Origin of the sequence: Paenibacillus lentus (genome assembly GCF_042714055.1) — a bacterium.
Taxonomy (GTDB): Bacteria; Bacillota; Bacilli; order Paenibacillales; family Paenibacillaceae; genus Fontibacillus; species Fontibacillus lentus_A.
Genome location: NZ_JBHGVC010000014.1, coordinates 111,706 through 128,490 on the forward strand (window position 1 = coordinate 111,706; position 16,785 = coordinate 128,490).

Here is a 16,785-nt window from a genome sequence, read left to right on the forward strand (position 1 = left end):
CTCATCCTTTCTGTGCATTACACTCTAATTCGCTTTATTCACTGCCGCTTCCGCCGCAGATACGACATCCGTCGCTGCCTCCGCCGGCGATTTAGTACCAAATCCTACAGCCATAGCCGCATTATTCAGCTGTCCGTCGAATTCGCTAATGTTCGGAAGCTCGCGATCCATCGTACTGGCCGTACCTGTTGAGAGATTAAAGTATTCGTAAATCTTCTTATCAATATCGGAACCTTCACCGATCAGCATTTCTCTTACCTTCTCTGAGCCCGGAATGCCGCGGTCATTGCCCAGGATTTTAGTAGCTTCCAGATCGTTAACCATAAAATCAATGAACATAGCCGCTTCCTTTGGATGCTTGGATTGCTTACTGACCGTCATGAACTGACTCGGCTGAATCCACAAGCCAGAGCGCTTCTCGTCTTTGGCTGCCGGCAGCAGGCTAACGCCCAATTCATCCTGCATGGCATTTTGGAAGCCGGACATTTGGTTCGACCATACAAGCGACATCAATACTTTGCCCTGTACAAGCAAGGATACATCCGGGCTTGTTTCTGACATGGAGGCCGTTGCTTCGGAGGTAGGAACAATCCCTGCTTCCCGGAAGCCCTTCCACATATTGAACCAATTTTCAATATCCTCCTTGGCAAAAGCTACTGCACCATCGCGATAAAAGGTTTTGTCCTGCTGGCGAAGGAAGTAGTTCAGATAATGTGGGAAAAATGATTGATCCGCGAAGGCATAAACGCCTTTGTCCAGCTTTGTCACCGCATCTTTGCCAAATGCCTCTAGCTCTTCCCACGTCATGTTATCCTTCGGCGGCTGAAGTCCCGCCTTCTCCAGTAATGCCTTGTTATAAATGAGCCCCAGCACATTGGAACCCAGGCTGATTCCGTATTGTTTGCCATCCATAGCTCCTGCTTCGATCACATTCTGGTCAAAATTCTCTACATTGATCTCCTGTCCCATATAAGGGGTCAAATCCATTAAGGCATCCTTAGAAACGTAGTCTGGATAGTTATTGCCGAGCTGCATCAAATCCGGTGGATTCCCGCCGGCAATTTGCGTAGCCAGCTTGTCGAAATATCCATCATTGCCCATGTATTCCGGGCTGACTTTAATATGCGGATATTTCTCCTGGAACTTTTCAATGACCTTTAATGTCGCATCATGTCTAGCCTGAGAGCCCCACCACATAATCCGGAGGTTCACCTTCTCCTCCCCGGCGCCTTTAGATGTACTTGCAGCATTCTTACCGTTTTCGCCACCGCTTCCCGAGCAGGCTGTAACGATGAGCAGCATCAGTACCAGTAAAGCTGTCAGCAGTTTCTTCTGAAATTTCATGTTAGTTCCCCCATTCTGTTTTTTAAATGCTAGAAATCCTTCTATTTTATATTTAAAAAAAGAGAGTAACCGTTTTCATAACTTGTAGTTCATTCAAGCTCAATCGCTTAAATGCAAAGCAAGTGGAGGCTTGCCGGCAAGCTCGTCAACCATATTCAGCACTAGCATATTCCAATTCAGGAATCCGCCGTTCATGACGGGTTGCCCGCTGGCCGGATCATAATATTCATGGAGCGTTCCGCTTCTCTCCAGGTCGCTGCCGAAAAGCAATACCGTTTTTCGAGCAATCTCCTTCGCCTCTGCCTTGAATCCGTAGTTCATTAATCCGCGGAACGCTACGTAGTTGACGATTCCCCAGATCGGCCCAAGCCAGTTTGACGGATTATTGGTCGCCGAAATATTATACATTTTCTCATCCATAGCAAGCGAAGGAACTCCATAGGGACTGTTGAAAGTATTTTTGTCCGCGAGATGCAATCCAGATAAATAAGCGCTTTGCTCCAGCGTCGCTGTTCCCGACCATAAGGGAATAAATCCACTCCAAGCGCGAACTTTAATCGGCAGCGTCTTCCAGAAGACACCTAGTCCCGTATGGAACCAATCGAACTGACGTGTTTTAATGTCGACATCCACTGAGTAGAAAAACTTGTCCCTTGGATCCCAGCATTCTTCCTGAATCGCCAACTCCAGCGTCCTGGCTTTCTCCAAATAATGTTCCCTTCTGCCCATAAATCCCCATTTGCTGCAAAGTAAAGCCATAGCTTTCAGTTCGCTGACCATAAATGCATTTAAATAAATATTAGCCGTTGAATATTTCGGTCTTCCGAAGGTCGCTGGATCATTGTCCATCCCAATCATGATGTCGTCCGCCCAAACATATAGTTTGCAGTTCTCATTATAGTAATCGCGGTCATAGCAGCCGAAATACTTTTCTAACCCTTCAACGTATTGGCGTGCCCACTCGTAATCGCCGCAATGTCCCGAAATAAGGGCAATGTGCTGACTCAGAAACGGCTTGTGCATATTGAGCTTGAAACCTTCCTTGCGCTTGCATATAAGATAAGGCTCCTCTGTCTTGCCCTTCTCAATCATCATGGGAATATAGCCATCCTCCTGCTGATGATCAAAGAAGTTATGGATACTCCCCTTCGCGTACGGTGTCACTGCTCCCACTGGAAGCAGGCTGCCCTCCAAATTCAGCAAGGCGTAGGCCGACCAGAAGGAATCCCAATCCCATAGATTCGCGCTATACACGGATCCTGGGTCTATAAAAGGATATTTCAAATAATGCGACGGTTCCTTCAAGCAGCCTCCAGCCTGCTCAGCTATGAAACTACGAAGCAAGGTCACATGCTGATCATAGCTATTCGTGTTCATCCGCAACCTCCTGCAATTTACCTTGAGATCGTGCTTCCTCGGTTATTAATTCGCTTTCAAAGTAATAATGCCCCGATCCGGCCGTATAGACCGACCGCCCTTCCTTACTTCCGACATATTTAGCTGGGCCGACAGTATGCGTCACGCTGCCGGGAATGCAAAGCTCGGCAGTGGTGTTCACTGGCAGGCTCACCTTCATGCTAAATCTGTTGTTCTCCCTGACCCAATCCACGGTTATGATGCCGTAAGGACATTCGTAACTGCCGTTAATATGGGTCAAACCGCCTCCCGGATATGGCTTTATCCGTATTTTCTTAAAGCCAGGTTCGAAGGAATCAGGCTCAATACCGGCAGCATATCTGTACAGCCACTCTCCTACGGATCCAAGTGAATAATGGTTGAATGAATTCATCGAGGGAGACTGAAAGCCTTTCTCCTCCGTCCAGCCATCCCAGCGCTCCCAAATGGTCGTAGCCCCGTGCTTCACCGAATACAGCCAGGACGGGAACTCCTCCTGCTGCAGCAATTGATACGCAAGATCATTCAAGCCGTTCTGCGATAATACCGGAAGCAGGTACCCTACGCCGAGAAAGCCGGTGCTTAAACGGCAGCCATTATTAACGATAAGCTGTTCAAGCCGGTTTATCGCTTGCGGCTTAATCGCCGGAGCAAGAAGATCAAAATGGATAGCTAACACATATACAGTTTGTGTATCCCCTTTGATCCTGCCGTCAGAAGAAACATAGGCCCCCATAAAGGCATCGCATATTCTCTTGAATAGGGCTAGATAAGCTTGTTCATCCTCATCTTTCCCAAGCACTCGCGCTATTCTTGCCAGCAGGGAGACACTGTAGCCGAAATATGCTGTGGCGAGCACATCCTTCGGGGTATCCGCGCCGATGGATAACCAATCGGCATGATCCGCATAATCAGCCCGCAGCAATCCCTCGCTGTTTTTCTCCAAATATTCAACCCAACGCTGCATGGAAGCATAGCAGTCGCTCAATATATCCAAATCACCATACATCAGATAAACCGTCCACGGAATGATGACACCTGCATCTCCCCAACCTGCATTATCAGGCGCAAACCATTTTGCATTGCTGATGCCTTTATAAATCCGCCATCCGGCATCCGGGGCAACATCAGGGAACGCCCCTTCCGGCGACTGTGCATCTATGATATCTACCATGTACTTCCGGAAAAAACCCGCTACATTCATGTTGTATGAGGCCGTGCGAATGAAAATTTGCGCATCTCCAGTCCAGCCCAGCCGTTCATCGCGCTGCGGACAATCCATCGGAACGGACAAAAAGTTGCTGCGCTGTCCCCACTTGATATTGGAGATGAGCTGATTAACCAATTCATCGGAAGTGTGAAGCTCTCCGCTAGGCGGCGTGTCCGAATGTATGACCTTTCCCGTTAACGCCAGCACAGTCACTTCTTCGGAAGAAGTCTCTACTTCAGCGTATCTGAAGCCATGAAACGTAAAATGGGGTTGAAAGGTTTGCTTCGACTCCCCATCCAGCACATAGTGACAGGTTTGTACGGCTTTCCGCAAATTCAAGGTATACAATAAGCCGGATTCATCCAGCATTTCCGCATGATTGACCGAAACTTTGCTGCCTGCCGGGCCGATCGCCGTCAATGAAGTCCAACCGGTCATATTTTGACCAAAGTCGAATATGATGGTTCCTCGTTCTGTCATGTAGCTCCGAACAGGCTCCAAGGTTTGCGTTATTCGAACAGGCGGGCCATTTTGCGGTTGAAGCGTCCCGGGATATTCCTGAAATAAATCCGGTACCGTCCAGTTGGAATCGTCGAACCCGGAGCGATCCCATCCGCGTTGCTCAAGCCGGGAATCAAAGCTCTCTCCCTTAATCATATCGGAATAGCGAATAGGCCCTTCATTCATTCGCCAGCTTTCATCGGTACAAAAGCTTGCGCTCGTTCCGTCCTGGTATTCTACCCGGAGCTGCATCAGGCAGCATGGATTGCTGCCATAAATCCGAGTTCCCATCATGCCTACATTGCCAGCATACCACCCTGTCCCCAGTATAATCGCCCAGGCATTTCTCCCTTCATGCAGCATCTGCGTAACATCGTAAGTCTGATAAAGAGTTCGCTGTGCATAATCTGTCCAACCCGGAGCCAGTATATGGTCGCCTACCCGTTCGCCATTCAGCCGTGCTTCGTACATTCCTAATGCTGTTGCATATAACCTCGCCCTAAGAACAGGCTTGTCTATATTCAGCTCTCGGCGCAAATAGCTTGCGGGGACTAGCTCCTCCTCCTGCTGATCGGCCCGTCCGATCCATTTTCCGTTCCAATCCGCATCAGCCAATGCTGTATCGAATTTTCCAATGGGACTCCATACGCCGTCCTGCTGATTTGAGCACCAGATTTGAACTTTGTAAAAATAGGCTGTCCCTGAGGTTAACGTCCTGCCGCGATATGGAACATAAACAGATTGATCACTTTCTATTTTACCGCTATCCCACATATTCCCCTGATCTTCCGCCAAAATCGGCTCGCTATCAGCGACAATAATCCGGTAAGCGACTTGCAGTAAATTCCACTCGGGATCCAGAGAATTCTGTGCCAGCTGCCAACTAAATCTGGGGCAATCTGTTCCGATCGCCAGAGGATTCTCCTCATCCTCAACAAGCAGCCGCACGATTTTTATTGTCATATTTTTGCTATCTCCCCTTTAACTTAAGCCATTAAATCATTACTCTGCAGAATAATTGTTAAAGATTTATCCACAGTATAGGTGAAGTAAAATATAAATTTATAGGGCGATCTGGCATAATAAAAGGGGGGATAATGTAGACTTGATCTTTCCGTGAATCTATGTTTAATATTAGAAAAGCAATGCAAAAATCACCGTAGTCTATTCTTTCTTGTATCTTAGAAGCATAAGCCAACTCATTCTCTGCATGAAAAATGGAGGCGCTTACAAATGGTGTTTACATTGCGCGGCACCCGGTTCTTTGAAGATGATTTTCCAATCTATCTCAATCGTGAAGTCGAGGCGTTTCATCTACGGGAACATGTACATGATTTTGTAGAATTATGTTTGGTTGAGGAAGGACAAGGACATCATTATATTGACAAAAAATCATACCCTGTGCAAAAAGGAGACGTCTTTCTGCTGCCGGTAGGCACGGTTCATGTATTCCGTCCGGTCTCGGCAAAAAGCTCCCATCCACTGGTAGTATGTAATTGCATTTTCAAGTTGGAAGCGCTTCAGGAATTGTTGGACTCCTTTCAGCCCGGCTCGCCGCTTTATGACATGTTGACCAGAACCTCTGCCGGAGAAGGCGGCTGCTGGTACCAGTTCCGGGACAAGCATAATCGACTGCACCAGTTGTTTAATGAGGCCTATATCGAGTACTACAACAGAGGCAGCAATTACAGGGTGCTTATCCGTTCACTAGTCCTGCAAATTTTCATCACACTCGATCGCCTCGCCAGGGAGACTGCTACAAGCTCGTATATAGAACCCTCTACCTTGAAGGCTGACAGGATGCAAGAAGCGCTGCAAATCCTGCAGGATCGCTATCAGGAGCATTTGACGCTAGAGATGATGGCGGAAAAATCATTCATGAGCGTCAGACAGTTCCAGAATATGTTCAAACAAGCCACGGGCAAAACCTTTAACCGTTACGTTCAGCACGTGCGTATTCTCAAAAGCTGCGAGCTGCTCGTTCATACCGACTGGTCTGTTGCTCAAATCGCCGAAGAGGTTGGGTACTCCGACATGAAATTTTTCCATGCATTGTTCCGTAAAATTACGGGGGAATCTCCTCTGAGATACCGCCAAATATATAAAAAACAGGAAAAGTGCGAATCGGCATACGATGCCAACAAATTTGTTATGTAGATAAGAAAAACGTCTATAAATTCTGTAATCTAAAAAAAGCAAGCGGGTCAGCCAAGGAAGCTCCTTGATCGACCCGCTTGCTTTTCAATCCTATGAACGGTCTCATAGAGCCCGCTATCGAGCCCGTCTTCAACGTTGATTGACTGCTATCTTACTGAGCCAGCGCTTTCTCGATCCACTGACCATCATCAATCTGCTGTCTGATTTCTCCGCTGAATTTGTCCATGCATTTGCAAATAAAATCTTTGCGGCAAACCGGACAAGGAGTCCTCTGCAACCGGCTGATGTTCGTAAGCCGCCACTCCGGATCTCGGTGGAAAAATACTCGGCACGCCGTACCATCAACCATCGTAACGATAAATTCGTACAGTCCATCCTTTTCGTTGCTGCTGGCCTTGGTCACGTTGTGAACACTCGGTCTGTAAGACATGGTCATCACCCGTATTATCAAATTTAAATCCTAATTTAGTACTTAGACATATTAAATAATTTTTTGCAGTGTGTCAACTTGGAATGATATTACAATTAAATCCATTTCCTCAGCGAAAAAAAGACTTCTCTTGAACAGTATTGCCCAGGAGAAGTCTTTTAAAATCATTAAGCTTCCATCAAGCTTAGTTTCACTTCAATATTTCCTCTGGTCGCCTTCGAATACGGACAAAAATCATGCGCTTTTCGCAGCAAGTCCTGAGCGGCATCGCGTTCTACTCCCGGAATTTGCGCATCGATGGCCACAGCTAATTGAAATCCATCATCCGCCGGATCCTTGCCAATGCTTACATGGTGCTTAACGACCACCTGCTTCAGCTTTATGCCTTCTTGTTCCGCCACATGCTCCAGGGCACTGGCAAAGCAAGCCCCGTAGCCGGCCGCAAACAGCTGCTCGGGATTGGTGCCGGAGCCGCCCTGTCCTCCCATCGCTTCAGGCATGCTGAGCTCGAGCTTCAACGCTCCATCGGATGTCTCTACCTTGCCGGTTCTGCCTCCCTGAATCGTTGCGGTTGCCGTGTACATTGCTTTCATGTATCGTTCCCTCCTTGTTCAAAATTCGGGTCACTGTCCATTTAAAGCAAAGAGTCTGCTTTGAAACACCGAAGCGCTGGGTGCGGCGATTGCGTTATAAATGTTTAGCCCTTCATGACTACCAGCCCATCGCCACATACATGACATATGGCGATGGGCTGAGCCCTTATGATTTAATTTCTTTAAAGGAAGCATCATACAGGCGGAACATGGTTTTATATCCCGATTCATCGATTTTAATGCCTACGTCAAGACGTCCGGTAATTTGCAGCGGCTCCGATTTATATCTCAACTTCACATCATCGGGCACGAACACGATCATGATTTTATTCCAATACGTCTCATCTCCGTTATCGAACGGGCACTCGGCACCCGGCTCGGGAATGAGCAGAAACCAGCTTTTCTCGAAGGATAGTACTTCGCCCATAAATCCCTTAATCGTCACTGTCGATCCGCTAAGATCCCAAAAGCGCTCGGAAGGCGTCGTCTGATCATCCCCGTCAAAAAATTCCGACCATCCGATCCTCTCAGGCCCAGATTTCGTACTTCCCTCTGCCGTTTGTGTCTTATTCTCCTTCTTGGGTACGGCGGGTTTCCCGGTCTCGGTATTGAGTTCGGCTTTGCTTGCAGTCTGTTCGGCAGCCTTCTTCGCCTTACCCTCTAAGGCTTGGTTGTTGAAGGTTTCCACCGGACTGCCCGTTGCTTTATTTTCAGATGGTTCCGACTTATCGTCGGCTGCTTTCTTAGCATCTGGCTCTATTATATCGCCACCCGATTTGTTCGCAGAAGATTTTTGGACTCCCCCATCCGCCTTGTCGGCTGCTTTAGCTTCTGTCGCAGATGGCTTCTGCATTCCCGCTTGCTCTTTGCCATCCTTGGAAATGTGTGGAGCTGGAGCGACATTGTCCGGACTCGCAGCTTGCCCGCCCGGCTCATCGTTACCTTCCTCCAGTTCTTCCGCTGCTGACGACTCCATAACCGCTTCCTGAGTCAGCGCAGCCTCCGCTTGATCAGGCCGTTTGGAGTCCGGCTTCAACTGATCCGCTGAGTTTGCCGCTACAGGCGCAGCATAACGATGGGTTCCTGCAGCCGCTGCAAATGATCCCGGCGGCTCGGTGGCAAGCTCTTTCTGTCCGCATGCTTGCAGTAAGCCTATAGTGAGTAGAAGCGGGAGAACCCGTATTATTTTTTTCAATCCGAACAACCTCCTTACGCTTTGAATAATGACAATGAATCCATTCGATACAAGCGGAGAGCCGGGCCCAGGGAGGCCATTGCTCCGACCAGCATCGTAGCCGCTGCAATCATGAGATGCTCGCTGCTCCACTGAAAGGGCGTAATTTGGATTCCGGCATAATTGAACAATGCATCCTTCAAAATATAACTCACCACATGTCCGGTAAAAATCCCTAATATAAGCCCCGCTGCTGTTACAAAGAGCCCTTCGCCGACCAATGTCATTAGAACATAGCTTTTCGATTTTCCAAGCAGACGCAGCAGTCCTACGTCTTTCGTTCTTTCATTGACGGCTGCGATCAGCGACAGCAATATCGATATTGCTGCCAAAATTACGCAAAGCAGCGTCACGACCTCGATGATTTCCGACCCTTGATCCACAAGATTCACCACATCCGCAACAGCTTTGCTCGTATAAACAGCTTGAACTTGCGACACGCTCTCTAATTTTGTCTTCAACCCCTGCGCTCCCAGCAAAGTTGCCGGCTTAACCAGAATGGCAGTAATCTCTCTGGCTTCCGGCGTTTGGCCGTGAACGGCCCAAGCATAATCGAGGGTAGTGAAGACCGCTCGATCATCCGGTGTATTCAAGGCGGGCAAAATTCCCTTTATGGTGTAAGTGAAGCTTTCATGTTCATCCTCTTCGTGGTCAGAGACTTCGGTATGCTCCCCGCCGGCAGCGCCCGCATGATGCCCGCCTTCGATCAGTCCGTGCGCCCCCGTAAAGGTGTCTCCTACCTGCAGTCCAAGCATCCGGGCTACATAAGCCCCAATGACCACTTCGCCAGTATTGTTATACAAGGTGCCGTCCTGCAGCTTCTGATCCCCATAACGGGTCACAAAATATGCCGGATCAATTCCCACAATCGGATAACCGTTGTAATTATCGCCCGTCGTTATAGCGAAGGCTTTCTCGACTCCGCTGTCCTCAAGGACTAACTCCAGCGTATGCTCGGGAATGTTTCCGACTGGAGCGCCTACATGATAAAAAGTGTTCAGCACGAGCTGGGTCTGGCTTCCCTGTGCGCCCACCACGACATCAAAGGGGCCGTACCCCTTCCTGGCTCCTTGTTCGACACTGGCTCTGGATAATGAGAGAAGCAGGACAAAAGCCACCGTAGCCGTAACCGAGAGAACGGTGAGGAGGGATAAGAACTTCCGATGGAGTATATTTCGAATGATCAGGTGAAAAAAGCTCATATCGCCCTCTCCTTCCCGGCGCCAGCCAAGCGCTTTACTCCGTCAATGGCATTAATTTCGCTAATATGGACGCGTTTTGGAAATCGATCCGCCATATTCAAATCATGCGTTACGACGATTAACGTGTGCTGCTCTCCGCGGCAGAGCTCGAGCAATAGGCCGGTTACTTCATCCGCAGTTTCCCAATCCAGACTGCCTGTAGGCTCATCCGCCAGCACAAGAGGGGGTTCGTTGATCAGCGCCCGAATTATGGCAACCCGCTGCTGCTGCCCTCTGGACAGCTGCGAGGGTAAGTGGCGGCTGCGGTCACCCAGCCGCGCCCGCTCGAACCAACTGTCGACCCGATCCCGTCGTTCGGCGGATCCCATTTTGCCGGGCATCACAATTTCAACATTTTGTCTCGCCGTCAACGAGGGGATTAGATGGAAGTCCTGCAGGATATAGCCGATGCGGCTAGCCCGAAAGCCGTCCCTTGCTGATTCAGTCATGCGATGAAGCTGCTGCCCATCGATTTGCACCTCCCCTTGATCTGCCCGGAGAATGCCGCTGATCACATGCAGCAAAGTGCTTTTTCCTGACCCGCTTGGGCCGATGATCGCTAATTTTTCTCCCCGGCTGACCTTCCACTGCGGTATGTCCAAAATCGGAATATGGCTCCCTCCGACATGGAATCCTTTCTTCACCCCATGAATATGCAGCATGTCACTTGCCTCCCGTCTTAAAATACAGGAAAACAGGAGAATGATATCCCCTGTTTCCCGACTTTATATCATGGGCATCCCCATTAACGCGTTAATTGCTACTTCAACACAATCCGCTCAGACAAGGCGTCCCATTTCAACGTTAGCCCCGATATTTGGTTGAACGCCGTTAATGGGAGATATAGCACATCATTATCAACGTCTACGGAAATAGAGGATGCATTCCCGTTCAGCTTAGCCGTCTCTCCGTTCAGATCAACAGCGATCGTTCCGCCCTTGCCGCTAATTGTAGCTGTTCCGCTTGCTGCCTGATACTTTCCGCCGATCGCTTCGGCCAAGGCTTTAGCCGGATAGAGCACCTCATTATTGCGATTAATTTTGAACTTAGGGTACAGATGCTTCGCTTGCAGATCGGCCGTCGCTTTTTGCAGATCAACACCGAGCACCTCAGCGCTTGCGGTAGCGATCCGCGTATTGTCGATTTGACCTTTCACTTTATCGGCGATCGGCCCGTAAGCCCACACGCCCACGTCCACAGCGGAATGCCCATGACCCGACCAGCCCACAAGCAGACGTTTGGAAATTACGGCATTATACCCGCCTTCACGTTTGTAGGAGGAGCCGTCCCCATCAAGAATATACTGCGCTTCCTCATTCGTCAGATCCGTAATCCAAGTATTGTTCGCGACGATTTTTTTCACATCCGCAATCGTCTTGGCTTCATTCAAAGCCGTCACCAGGCTCTCGGACGAATTTTTCTGTTTGTTCCATAAGTCCACGTTCAACTCATAAATGTTGTCGCGTGACAAGGAGAGACCGCCTGTCTCATGATCCGCTGTAACTACGACCGACGTATTTCCGTCCTTCTTGGCAAATTCGATGGCAACTTTGAAGGCCTCATCAAAATCAAGCGCTTCTTGTACCATCGTCGGGAAATCATTCGCGTGCCCAGCATGGTCAATGCGTCCGCCTTCAATCATGATGGCAAACCCTTTGTCGTTTGCGGACAAAATCTCCAGGGCCTTCGAGGTCATTTCGGCCAAGCTCGGCGTATCGGTTGAGCGATCCGGCACATAAGCAACGTGAGAGCTTCCGAACAACCCCAGTACTTTAGAATCCTTGGCGGACAGCTTGTTCAGGCTCTGCCCCGTTTTCACAATTTGATAGCCCTTGGCTTCGAATTCCGGCAGCAGATTTTTATCGCTCCGCTTGCCTTTCTCCTCTTTCGTCACGAAGAAGGATTCACCGCCGCCAAGCAGCACATCAATCCCGCTATCCAGGTATTGGGATGCTATCGCATTCTCATTGTCACGGCTCCGGACATGTGAAGCGTACACCGCCGGAGTAGCGTGGGTAATGCGGGCGGTTGTCACCAGACCTGTCGATTTGCCGCTGAGCTCAGCCGCTTCAAGCACCGAGGCAAACGGCTTGGATACGTCCTCGTTGGAGACGCTTATTGCCGCGTTGTAAGTTTTATGGCCCGTTGCAAAAGCTGTTCCTGCGGAAGCTGAATCCGTAACGATCCCGGAGACGATTTGGCCGCCGTCTTCGCCGCGATCTGCATAAGTCGTCGCTTGTCCAACATAATACGGATCTAAATTCAGGCTGTTCACATTATTTTCATATTGCTGAAAATAACGTGCCGCCGATACTTGGGCCGGCCCCATGCCGTCTCCGATCAGGACGATCAAATTTTTTGATTGCCCGTTCGCATTTCCGGCTCCCGAAGCATTCTCCTTCGCTGCAGCCAACGTTCCGGCAGAAACAACGGAAAGCGCCAGCCCTCCGATTGCCAGGCCCTTCAATAGTTTATTCACTAGATCCCCTCCCAAAATGTTCAGAACTAATACGAGTGTAATTCCTGATCTTTAAGGGAATGTCAATTCATTGTTGTCCCAGTGTTAAACTTGTAAATCAATTCACTTAGAAAAACGTCTATCAACGTACTTTTTATGGAGACAGTTTCACTGACCCAATATGCGAGCATAGGCTCCCGGACAGTATCCCGGTATCATCAATCGTTGGGTAAAAATAAAAAAGCCATCTCACCAGTAGATCTAATCTACTCATGAGATGGCTTTCCATCGTTTGTATATGCGGTCGAGAGGACTCGAACCTCCACGGGTATACACCCACTACCCCCTCAAGATAGCGTGTCTGCCATTCCACCACGACCGCGCATTTGTTTGAAACGAACATTTTTTATTATATCGCTGCAAGCATCAAAAGTAAAGTGTTATTATTTTCCTCCCCTTTTCTTCATCTGCCTGCGATATTCAGTAAACTCCAAATATTCCTTAATAAAGGCTTTTTCTTGATTGGTCAATTGGCCGCTCAAACGAATCCAATCCATTTCATCGACAGCATATTCCTCCCTGCGTTCGAAAATCTTTTCCTGCTGCCGCTCTCGTCCGGTCATCAGCCAATCCAAGCTTACGTCGAAGTAAGAGGCAATATCGATGAGTTTATTCGTGCCGGGTGAGGATTTGCCTCGCTTCCAGTCGCCCAAATTGCCGGTACTTATTCCCAGCGTCTGACAAAAATCCTTCTTGGTCATCGCTTTGCTCTTGATGAGCCATTCAATTCTTTCGTAAATGGACAAGTCTCCTACCTTCCTTCACAACAAATAGTTACGCATTTAAGTCATTATTGTTGTAAAATTACGTGATTGCGAGTATAATTTCATTATACTACTTCTATGTACTGGTTGTTCCTGCCAGATTCATTATATCATAGACCTCACCTGCTCCTCACTTCCTTGAATTACTATGATGAAATACGATGCAATATTTTTTTATTTATATAGTAGACAGGAGTGTTCGTGATGACCCATGATCCAACCTTATGGATTTCCGCTGCTCAATCCTTAAACCAAGGCCTTGCTATTACTGATGCACAGGGCACTATATGTCATGTCAATCCAACTTGGTCGTCAAAGGCTGTACAACTAGGCTTGTCTCCTATTTGGGATCGTCCTGGAATGAATCTTATCGATTTTCTCAATGATCCAGACAACCGCAAGATATGCCCAAACGCTCCCATGTTCCTCACTCAATTGAATAACATCCTCCACGGTGATTGTTCTTCTTACAGCAAGGAATTCCATTTCCATTTATCTCTATCGCAAGAGACCCTATGGTTTAAATTGGAGGTCATCCCGCTGATCGACCAGCATAGTTTGCAAATCAGTGGTGTAGTTCTTAGCTGTATGGATATGACACGCTATAAACGCTTCGAACTCCAGCTAGTGGAAATTATTTCACAAATTCGAACGCTGCGCGGGCTGCTGCCGATCTGTGCCGTATGCAAGCGGATCAAGGATGAAGATAATCATTGGGATAATATTGAGAGCTATTTGGTTAGGAACACCCATGCCGAATTTACCCATGATATTTGTCCGGACTGCATCCGTGCATTGTACCCAAAGTATTCTTCCTTCCTTGACCAAGCAGACGATGAAGAATAATGACCATGCTCATGACGTTTAAGATTTAATCTGCCTGCTTCTTTTTCTGCCCAGCATTTGTCCTGCCGTTGCTCCGACAATCCCACCAACTATGAGACCGATTCCGCCTAAATTCAATAATCCTGCCAGCGTAGCCAATGCTGCCCCCGTGCAAGCTGCTAACAGATGCGAAAAAGTACGCTCACCGCCAAACAATAAAGCCAAGAACAGCGCAGGAAGCGCAAAACTAAGCACAGAGGCCGCTTCAGGAGGGACAATTCCACCGAGTCCCGCACCGACTAGCGTTCCAGCAATCCAGGATCCGTATGCAGACAGCGCAAATGTTAAATAATATGAAGGTGTAAGACTTTCGCCTGCGGCCGCACGGTTAGAGGTCACAACGAAGCTCTCATCCGTTAATCCGATCGCTGCCAGCCATTTTAATGGTTCACGCCAATCCGCTAAGTAAGGCCCCATTGTGGCACCATACAAGACATGCCGCATATTTACCAGAAGGATCGTAACAATAATTGTCGCCGGAGCAGCAACTGTTTCAATCATGCTGATGAGCATAAACTGTGCTCCCCCGGAGTAAATCCATACAGAGCTGAATACAGACATGTACCAGGGCACCCCACTAGCTGCCGCCAAAACACCAAAAGTAATGGATAGGGGAAAATAAGCCAATACTATAGGCAAGGCATCCCTTAATGCTAAAGCAATCCTATCTCGTCGATTCATGTTTGTATCTCCTGTCACATGAAGTAATATATTATGGCGTAAAATGCGATGCCAGACACGACAGTTAACAGTAATCGCCGCGACCACCAGGCCACTGCCATCGTCGGGAACGCTGCTAAGAGCATCGTATTATCCTGGATTGGAACCCATTGTCCTTCGTTCAATAACAGTAAAGGGCCAAGCAAAGCCCCAAGAACCGCCGGCGATACATAAGCCAGCCACTCCTTGGTTCTCTCCGACCATTGCACGCGGCTTCCAAGCACAAGCGAACCTGCACGAAATAAATAAGTTCCTGCTCCTATAAGGAGAATAATTAAAAGTTGAGATTCCATTAACTCATCCCTGTTCTAAAGTTGTCTTTATGATTCGATTGGCACGTTACTAATTATCGGTATTCCGCCCGGTTAACTGATAATTAATAATATCATATTATTCCTATGTTGACCTGAAATCAATTTCATATTTTATACTCTTAGCAAGCAACCTCAGAACAAGCTATAGGGAGGCTATATAAATGAAGTTAATTGCTATCGATTTAGACGGAACATTGCTTACGGCAGAGAGTAAACCGAGTGTAGAGGGCCTGCAGGCCATACGTAATATTTTGTCCGCCACTGATCACAAAGTAACGATTTGCACGGGTAGAGCCCGTTTTGACGTTAATGGGATTATCGGTGACGAAATATCTATTCCGATTATTTCATCGAATGGCGCCGCTGTACATGATGAACGTGGACAGCTTTTAATGGAGACTCCGATACCCCATTCCGTCGCTGTAGAAACCATAGATTATTTAATGGAGCAGGACGTGTATTTCGAAATTTTTTGCCCCGAGGAAATCTATACGCCTTTTGGGGGACAAAGTAAGCTCCAAGCCGAGATGGATATTCTAGTTAGCGCTAATCCGGATATGGATATCAACACGCTGCGAAAAAGCATCCTAGCCCAGTTCCAGCAATTCGGTATCCAACATATTGATGATCCCCGTGAAGTTTTGCGCGCCGGAACTCCTATCTATAAATTGCTTATTTTTACGTATGACGATGCAAAGCTTAGTCTTATCGACAAGCATTTCAGCCAGCAGGAATCCGTTCATACTACGGCTGCTGCTAATCATACGCTAGAAGTCATTTCCACTGAAACGGACAAAGGCAGCGCGCTTCAATTTCTTGCTTCATACTACAACATCGAGATGGCGGATACGATTGTCATTGGGGATAACTACAATGATATTTCCATGTTCCAAGTCGCTGGAACCAGTGTAGCCATGGGCAATTCTGTCGAAGAGATTAAACGTTTGAGTACTCTTACGACACGCAGCAATAACGAGCACGGAGTAGCCTATGCCTTAAACACGCTTCTCGATCTGTAGATTGAAAGCTATTTATCTTCGCCTCTATACAAAGAACACCTTCGCATGGGCGAGGGTGTTCTGATTTTCCAATGGTTAATCCTCATTATCTTTGATGGTATGATAGGCTGACTATTTTATGTAATCCTAAATATAATTAGATGTATAAATTCAAAAGAACCCTGCTCCCGCAAGGTTCTTCTCTGTGTTATGAATGCGGTCGAGAGGACTCGAACCTCCACGGGTATACACCCACTACCCCCTCAAGATAGCGTGTCTGCCATTCCACCACGACCGCATATGAAGTTGTTAAGCTTCTCACACCCTACTGAAGCTTTTTAAGTAAGTGGTGACCCGTAGGGGATACTCTCTCTTCGTTCGAGACTGCGATGCATTCCTATCGAAGCCTATGCTCCGACGAACCCCCAAGGGATTCTCACCCTACTGAAGCTTATAACAAAAGTGGTGACCCGTAGGGGAT

Annotated in this window: 15 protein-coding genes and 2 tRNA genes; 3 read left to right on the forward strand and 14 right to left on the reverse strand. The window is 48.0% G+C overall.

From position 1 onward, the window contains the following. Positions 1-24: 24 nt before the first annotated feature. The 3 genes from ACE3MQ_RS23455 to ACE3MQ_RS23465 form a co-directional block, all read right to left on the reverse strand. Positions 25-1,344, reverse strand: a complete 1,320-nt coding sequence (locus tag ACE3MQ_RS23455) for an ABC transporter substrate-binding protein (protein ID WP_379397312.1) — start codon at positions 1,342-1,344, stop codon at positions 25-27. Positions 1,345-1,443: 99 nt separating this feature from the next. Continuing rightward, complete coding sequence (locus ACE3MQ_RS23460; RefSeq protein ID WP_379397314.1) at positions 1,444-2,721, reverse strand: MGH1-like glycoside hydrolase domain-containing protein; 1,278 nt, start codon at positions 2,719-2,721, stop codon at positions 1,444-1,446. Further along, complete coding sequence (locus ACE3MQ_RS23465) at positions 2,708-5,413, reverse strand: family 78 glycoside hydrolase catalytic domain (RefSeq protein WP_379397316.1); 2,706 nt, start codon at positions 5,411-5,413, stop codon at positions 2,708-2,710. Before ACE3MQ_RS23465 ends, ACE3MQ_RS23460 begins: the two co-directional genes overlap by 14 nt. Positions 5,414-5,683: 270 nt before the next feature. On the opposite strand from ACE3MQ_RS23465, the gene ACE3MQ_RS23470 reads away from it, so the two are divergent. Next, positions 5,684-6,607, forward strand: a complete 924-nt coding sequence (locus ACE3MQ_RS23470; RefSeq protein WP_379397318.1) for a helix-turn-helix domain-containing protein — start codon at positions 5,684-5,686, stop codon at positions 6,605-6,607. A gap of 151 nt (positions 6,608-6,758) precedes the next feature. On the opposite strand, the gene ACE3MQ_RS23475 is transcribed toward ACE3MQ_RS23470, so the two are convergent. From ACE3MQ_RS23475 to ACE3MQ_RS23510, 8 genes are all read right to left on the reverse strand, one after another. Then, a complete protein-coding gene (locus tag ACE3MQ_RS23475) occupies positions 6,759-7,037 on the reverse strand; it encodes a hypothetical protein (RefSeq protein WP_379397320.1) in 279 nt (92 codons plus the stop codon). 167 nt (positions 7,038-7,204) lie between these two features. Continuing rightward, on the reverse strand, positions 7,205-7,630 hold the full coding sequence (locus ACE3MQ_RS23480; protein WP_379397322.1) for an organic hydroperoxide resistance protein: 426 nt from the start codon (positions 7,628-7,630) through the stop codon (positions 7,205-7,207). A 166-nt stretch (positions 7,631-7,796) separates the two neighbouring features. Then, the gene (locus tag ACE3MQ_RS23485; protein WP_379397324.1) at positions 7,797-8,825 is read right to left on the reverse strand and encodes a hypothetical protein; all 1,029 of its coding nucleotides are present in this window, start codon (positions 8,823-8,825) and stop codon (positions 7,797-7,799) included. Positions 8,826-8,839: 14 nt separating this feature from the next. After that, positions 8,840-10,066: an ABC transporter permease gene (locus tag ACE3MQ_RS23490; RefSeq protein ID WP_379397326.1), complete on the reverse strand. Its 1,227-nt coding sequence runs from the start codon at positions 10,064-10,066 to the stop codon at positions 8,840-8,842. After that, entirely contained in the window at positions 10,063-10,767 is a 705-nt protein-coding gene (locus tag ACE3MQ_RS23495; protein WP_379397328.1) for an ABC transporter ATP-binding protein, read from the reverse strand. The genes ACE3MQ_RS23490 and ACE3MQ_RS23495 overlap by 4 nt, the downstream gene beginning before the upstream one ends. 98 nt (positions 10,768-10,865) lie before the next feature. Beyond that, positions 10,866-12,584 carry an alkaline phosphatase gene (locus tag ACE3MQ_RS23500; RefSeq protein ID WP_379397330.1) on the reverse strand — a complete coding sequence of 573 codons (1,719 nt, stop codon included), beginning with the start codon at positions 12,582-12,584 and terminating at the stop codon, positions 10,866-10,868. 278 nt (positions 12,585-12,862) lie between these two features. Continuing rightward, positions 12,863-12,945: transfer RNA gene (locus ACE3MQ_RS23505), tRNA-Leu, on the reverse strand. 61 nt (positions 12,946-13,006) lie between these two features. After that, positions 13,007-13,369, reverse strand: coding sequence for a helix-turn-helix domain-containing protein (locus ACE3MQ_RS23510; RefSeq protein ID WP_379397332.1), 363 nt, complete (start codon positions 13,367-13,369; stop codon positions 13,007-13,009). A gap of 222 nt (positions 13,370-13,591) precedes the next feature. Here ACE3MQ_RS23510 and ACE3MQ_RS23515 point away from each other — a divergent pair, with 222 nt between their 5' ends. Next, positions 13,592-14,233 carry a nitrogen regulation protein NR(II) gene (locus ACE3MQ_RS23515; RefSeq protein ID WP_379397334.1) on the forward strand — a complete coding sequence of 214 codons (642 nt, stop codon included), beginning with the start codon at positions 13,592-13,594 and terminating at the stop codon, positions 14,231-14,233. Between the two features lie 18 nt (positions 14,234-14,251). On the opposite strand, the gene ACE3MQ_RS23520 is transcribed toward ACE3MQ_RS23515, so the two are convergent. Next, positions 14,252-14,953 (reverse strand): AzlC family ABC transporter permease, encoded by a 702-nt coding sequence (locus tag ACE3MQ_RS23520; RefSeq protein WP_379397336.1) that lies wholly within the window; start codon positions 14,951-14,953, stop codon positions 14,252-14,254. 14 nt (positions 14,954-14,967) lie between these two features. Continuing rightward, positions 14,968-15,285 (reverse strand): AzlD domain-containing protein, encoded by a 318-nt coding sequence (locus tag ACE3MQ_RS23525; RefSeq protein ID WP_379397338.1) that lies wholly within the window; start codon positions 15,283-15,285, stop codon positions 14,968-14,970. 182 nt (positions 15,286-15,467) lie between these two features. Here ACE3MQ_RS23525 and ACE3MQ_RS23530 point away from each other — a divergent pair, with 182 nt between their 5' ends. Beyond that, on the forward strand, positions 15,468-16,325 hold the full coding sequence (locus ACE3MQ_RS23530; RefSeq protein ID WP_379397340.1) for a Cof-type HAD-IIB family hydrolase: 858 nt from the start codon (positions 15,468-15,470) through the stop codon (positions 16,323-16,325). A 194-nt stretch (positions 16,326-16,519) separates the two neighbouring features. On the opposite strand, the gene ACE3MQ_RS23535 is transcribed toward ACE3MQ_RS23530, so the two are convergent. Next, a tRNA-Leu gene (locus tag ACE3MQ_RS23535) sits at positions 16,520-16,602 on the reverse strand. Positions 16,603-16,785 lie beyond the last annotated feature (183 nt).

Bases quoted from the DNA above. Each gene is read 5' to 3' on its own strand.
- ACE3MQ_RS23470 (WP_379397318.1), top strand. From the start codon at position 5,684: ATGGTGTTTACATTGCGCGGCACCCGGTTCTTTGAAGATGATTTTCCA.
- ACE3MQ_RS23495 (WP_379397328.1), bottom strand. From the start codon at position 10,767: ATGCTGCATATTCATGGGGTGAAGAAAGGATTCCATGTCGGAGGGAGC.
- ACE3MQ_RS23480 (WP_379397322.1), bottom strand. From the start codon at position 7,630: ATGAAAGCAATGTACACGGCAACCGCAACGATTCAGGGAGGCAGAACC.
- ACE3MQ_RS23530 (WP_379397340.1), top strand. From the start codon at position 15,468: ATGAAGTTAATTGCTATCGATTTAGACGGAACATTGCTTACGGCAGAG.
- ACE3MQ_RS23460 (WP_379397314.1), bottom strand. From the start codon at position 2,721: ATGAACACGAATAGCTATGATCAGCATGTGACCTTGCTTCGTAGTTTC.
- ACE3MQ_RS23475 (WP_379397320.1), bottom strand. From the start codon at position 7,037: ATGTCTTACAGACCGAGTGTTCACAACGTGACCAAGGCCAGCAGCAAC.
- ACE3MQ_RS23525 (WP_379397338.1), bottom strand. From the start codon at position 15,285: ATGGAATCTCAACTTTTAATTATTCTCCTTATAGGAGCAGGAACTTAT.
- ACE3MQ_RS23465 (WP_379397316.1), bottom strand. From the start codon at position 5,413: ATGACAATAAAAATCGTGCGGCTGCTTGTTGAGGATGAGGAGAATCCT.
- ACE3MQ_RS23515 (WP_379397334.1), top strand. From the start codon at position 13,592: ATGACCCATGATCCAACCTTATGGATTTCCGCTGCTCAATCCTTAAAC.
- ACE3MQ_RS23520 (WP_379397336.1), bottom strand. From the start codon at position 14,953: ATGAATCGACGAGATAGGATTGCTTTAGCATTAAGGGATGCCTTGCCT.
- ACE3MQ_RS23490 (WP_379397326.1), bottom strand. From the start codon at position 10,066: ATGAGCTTTTTTCACCTGATCATTCGAAATATACTCCATCGGAAGTTC.
- ACE3MQ_RS23455 (WP_379397312.1), bottom strand. From the start codon at position 1,344: ATGAAATTTCAGAAGAAACTGCTGACAGCTTTACTGGTACTGATGCTG.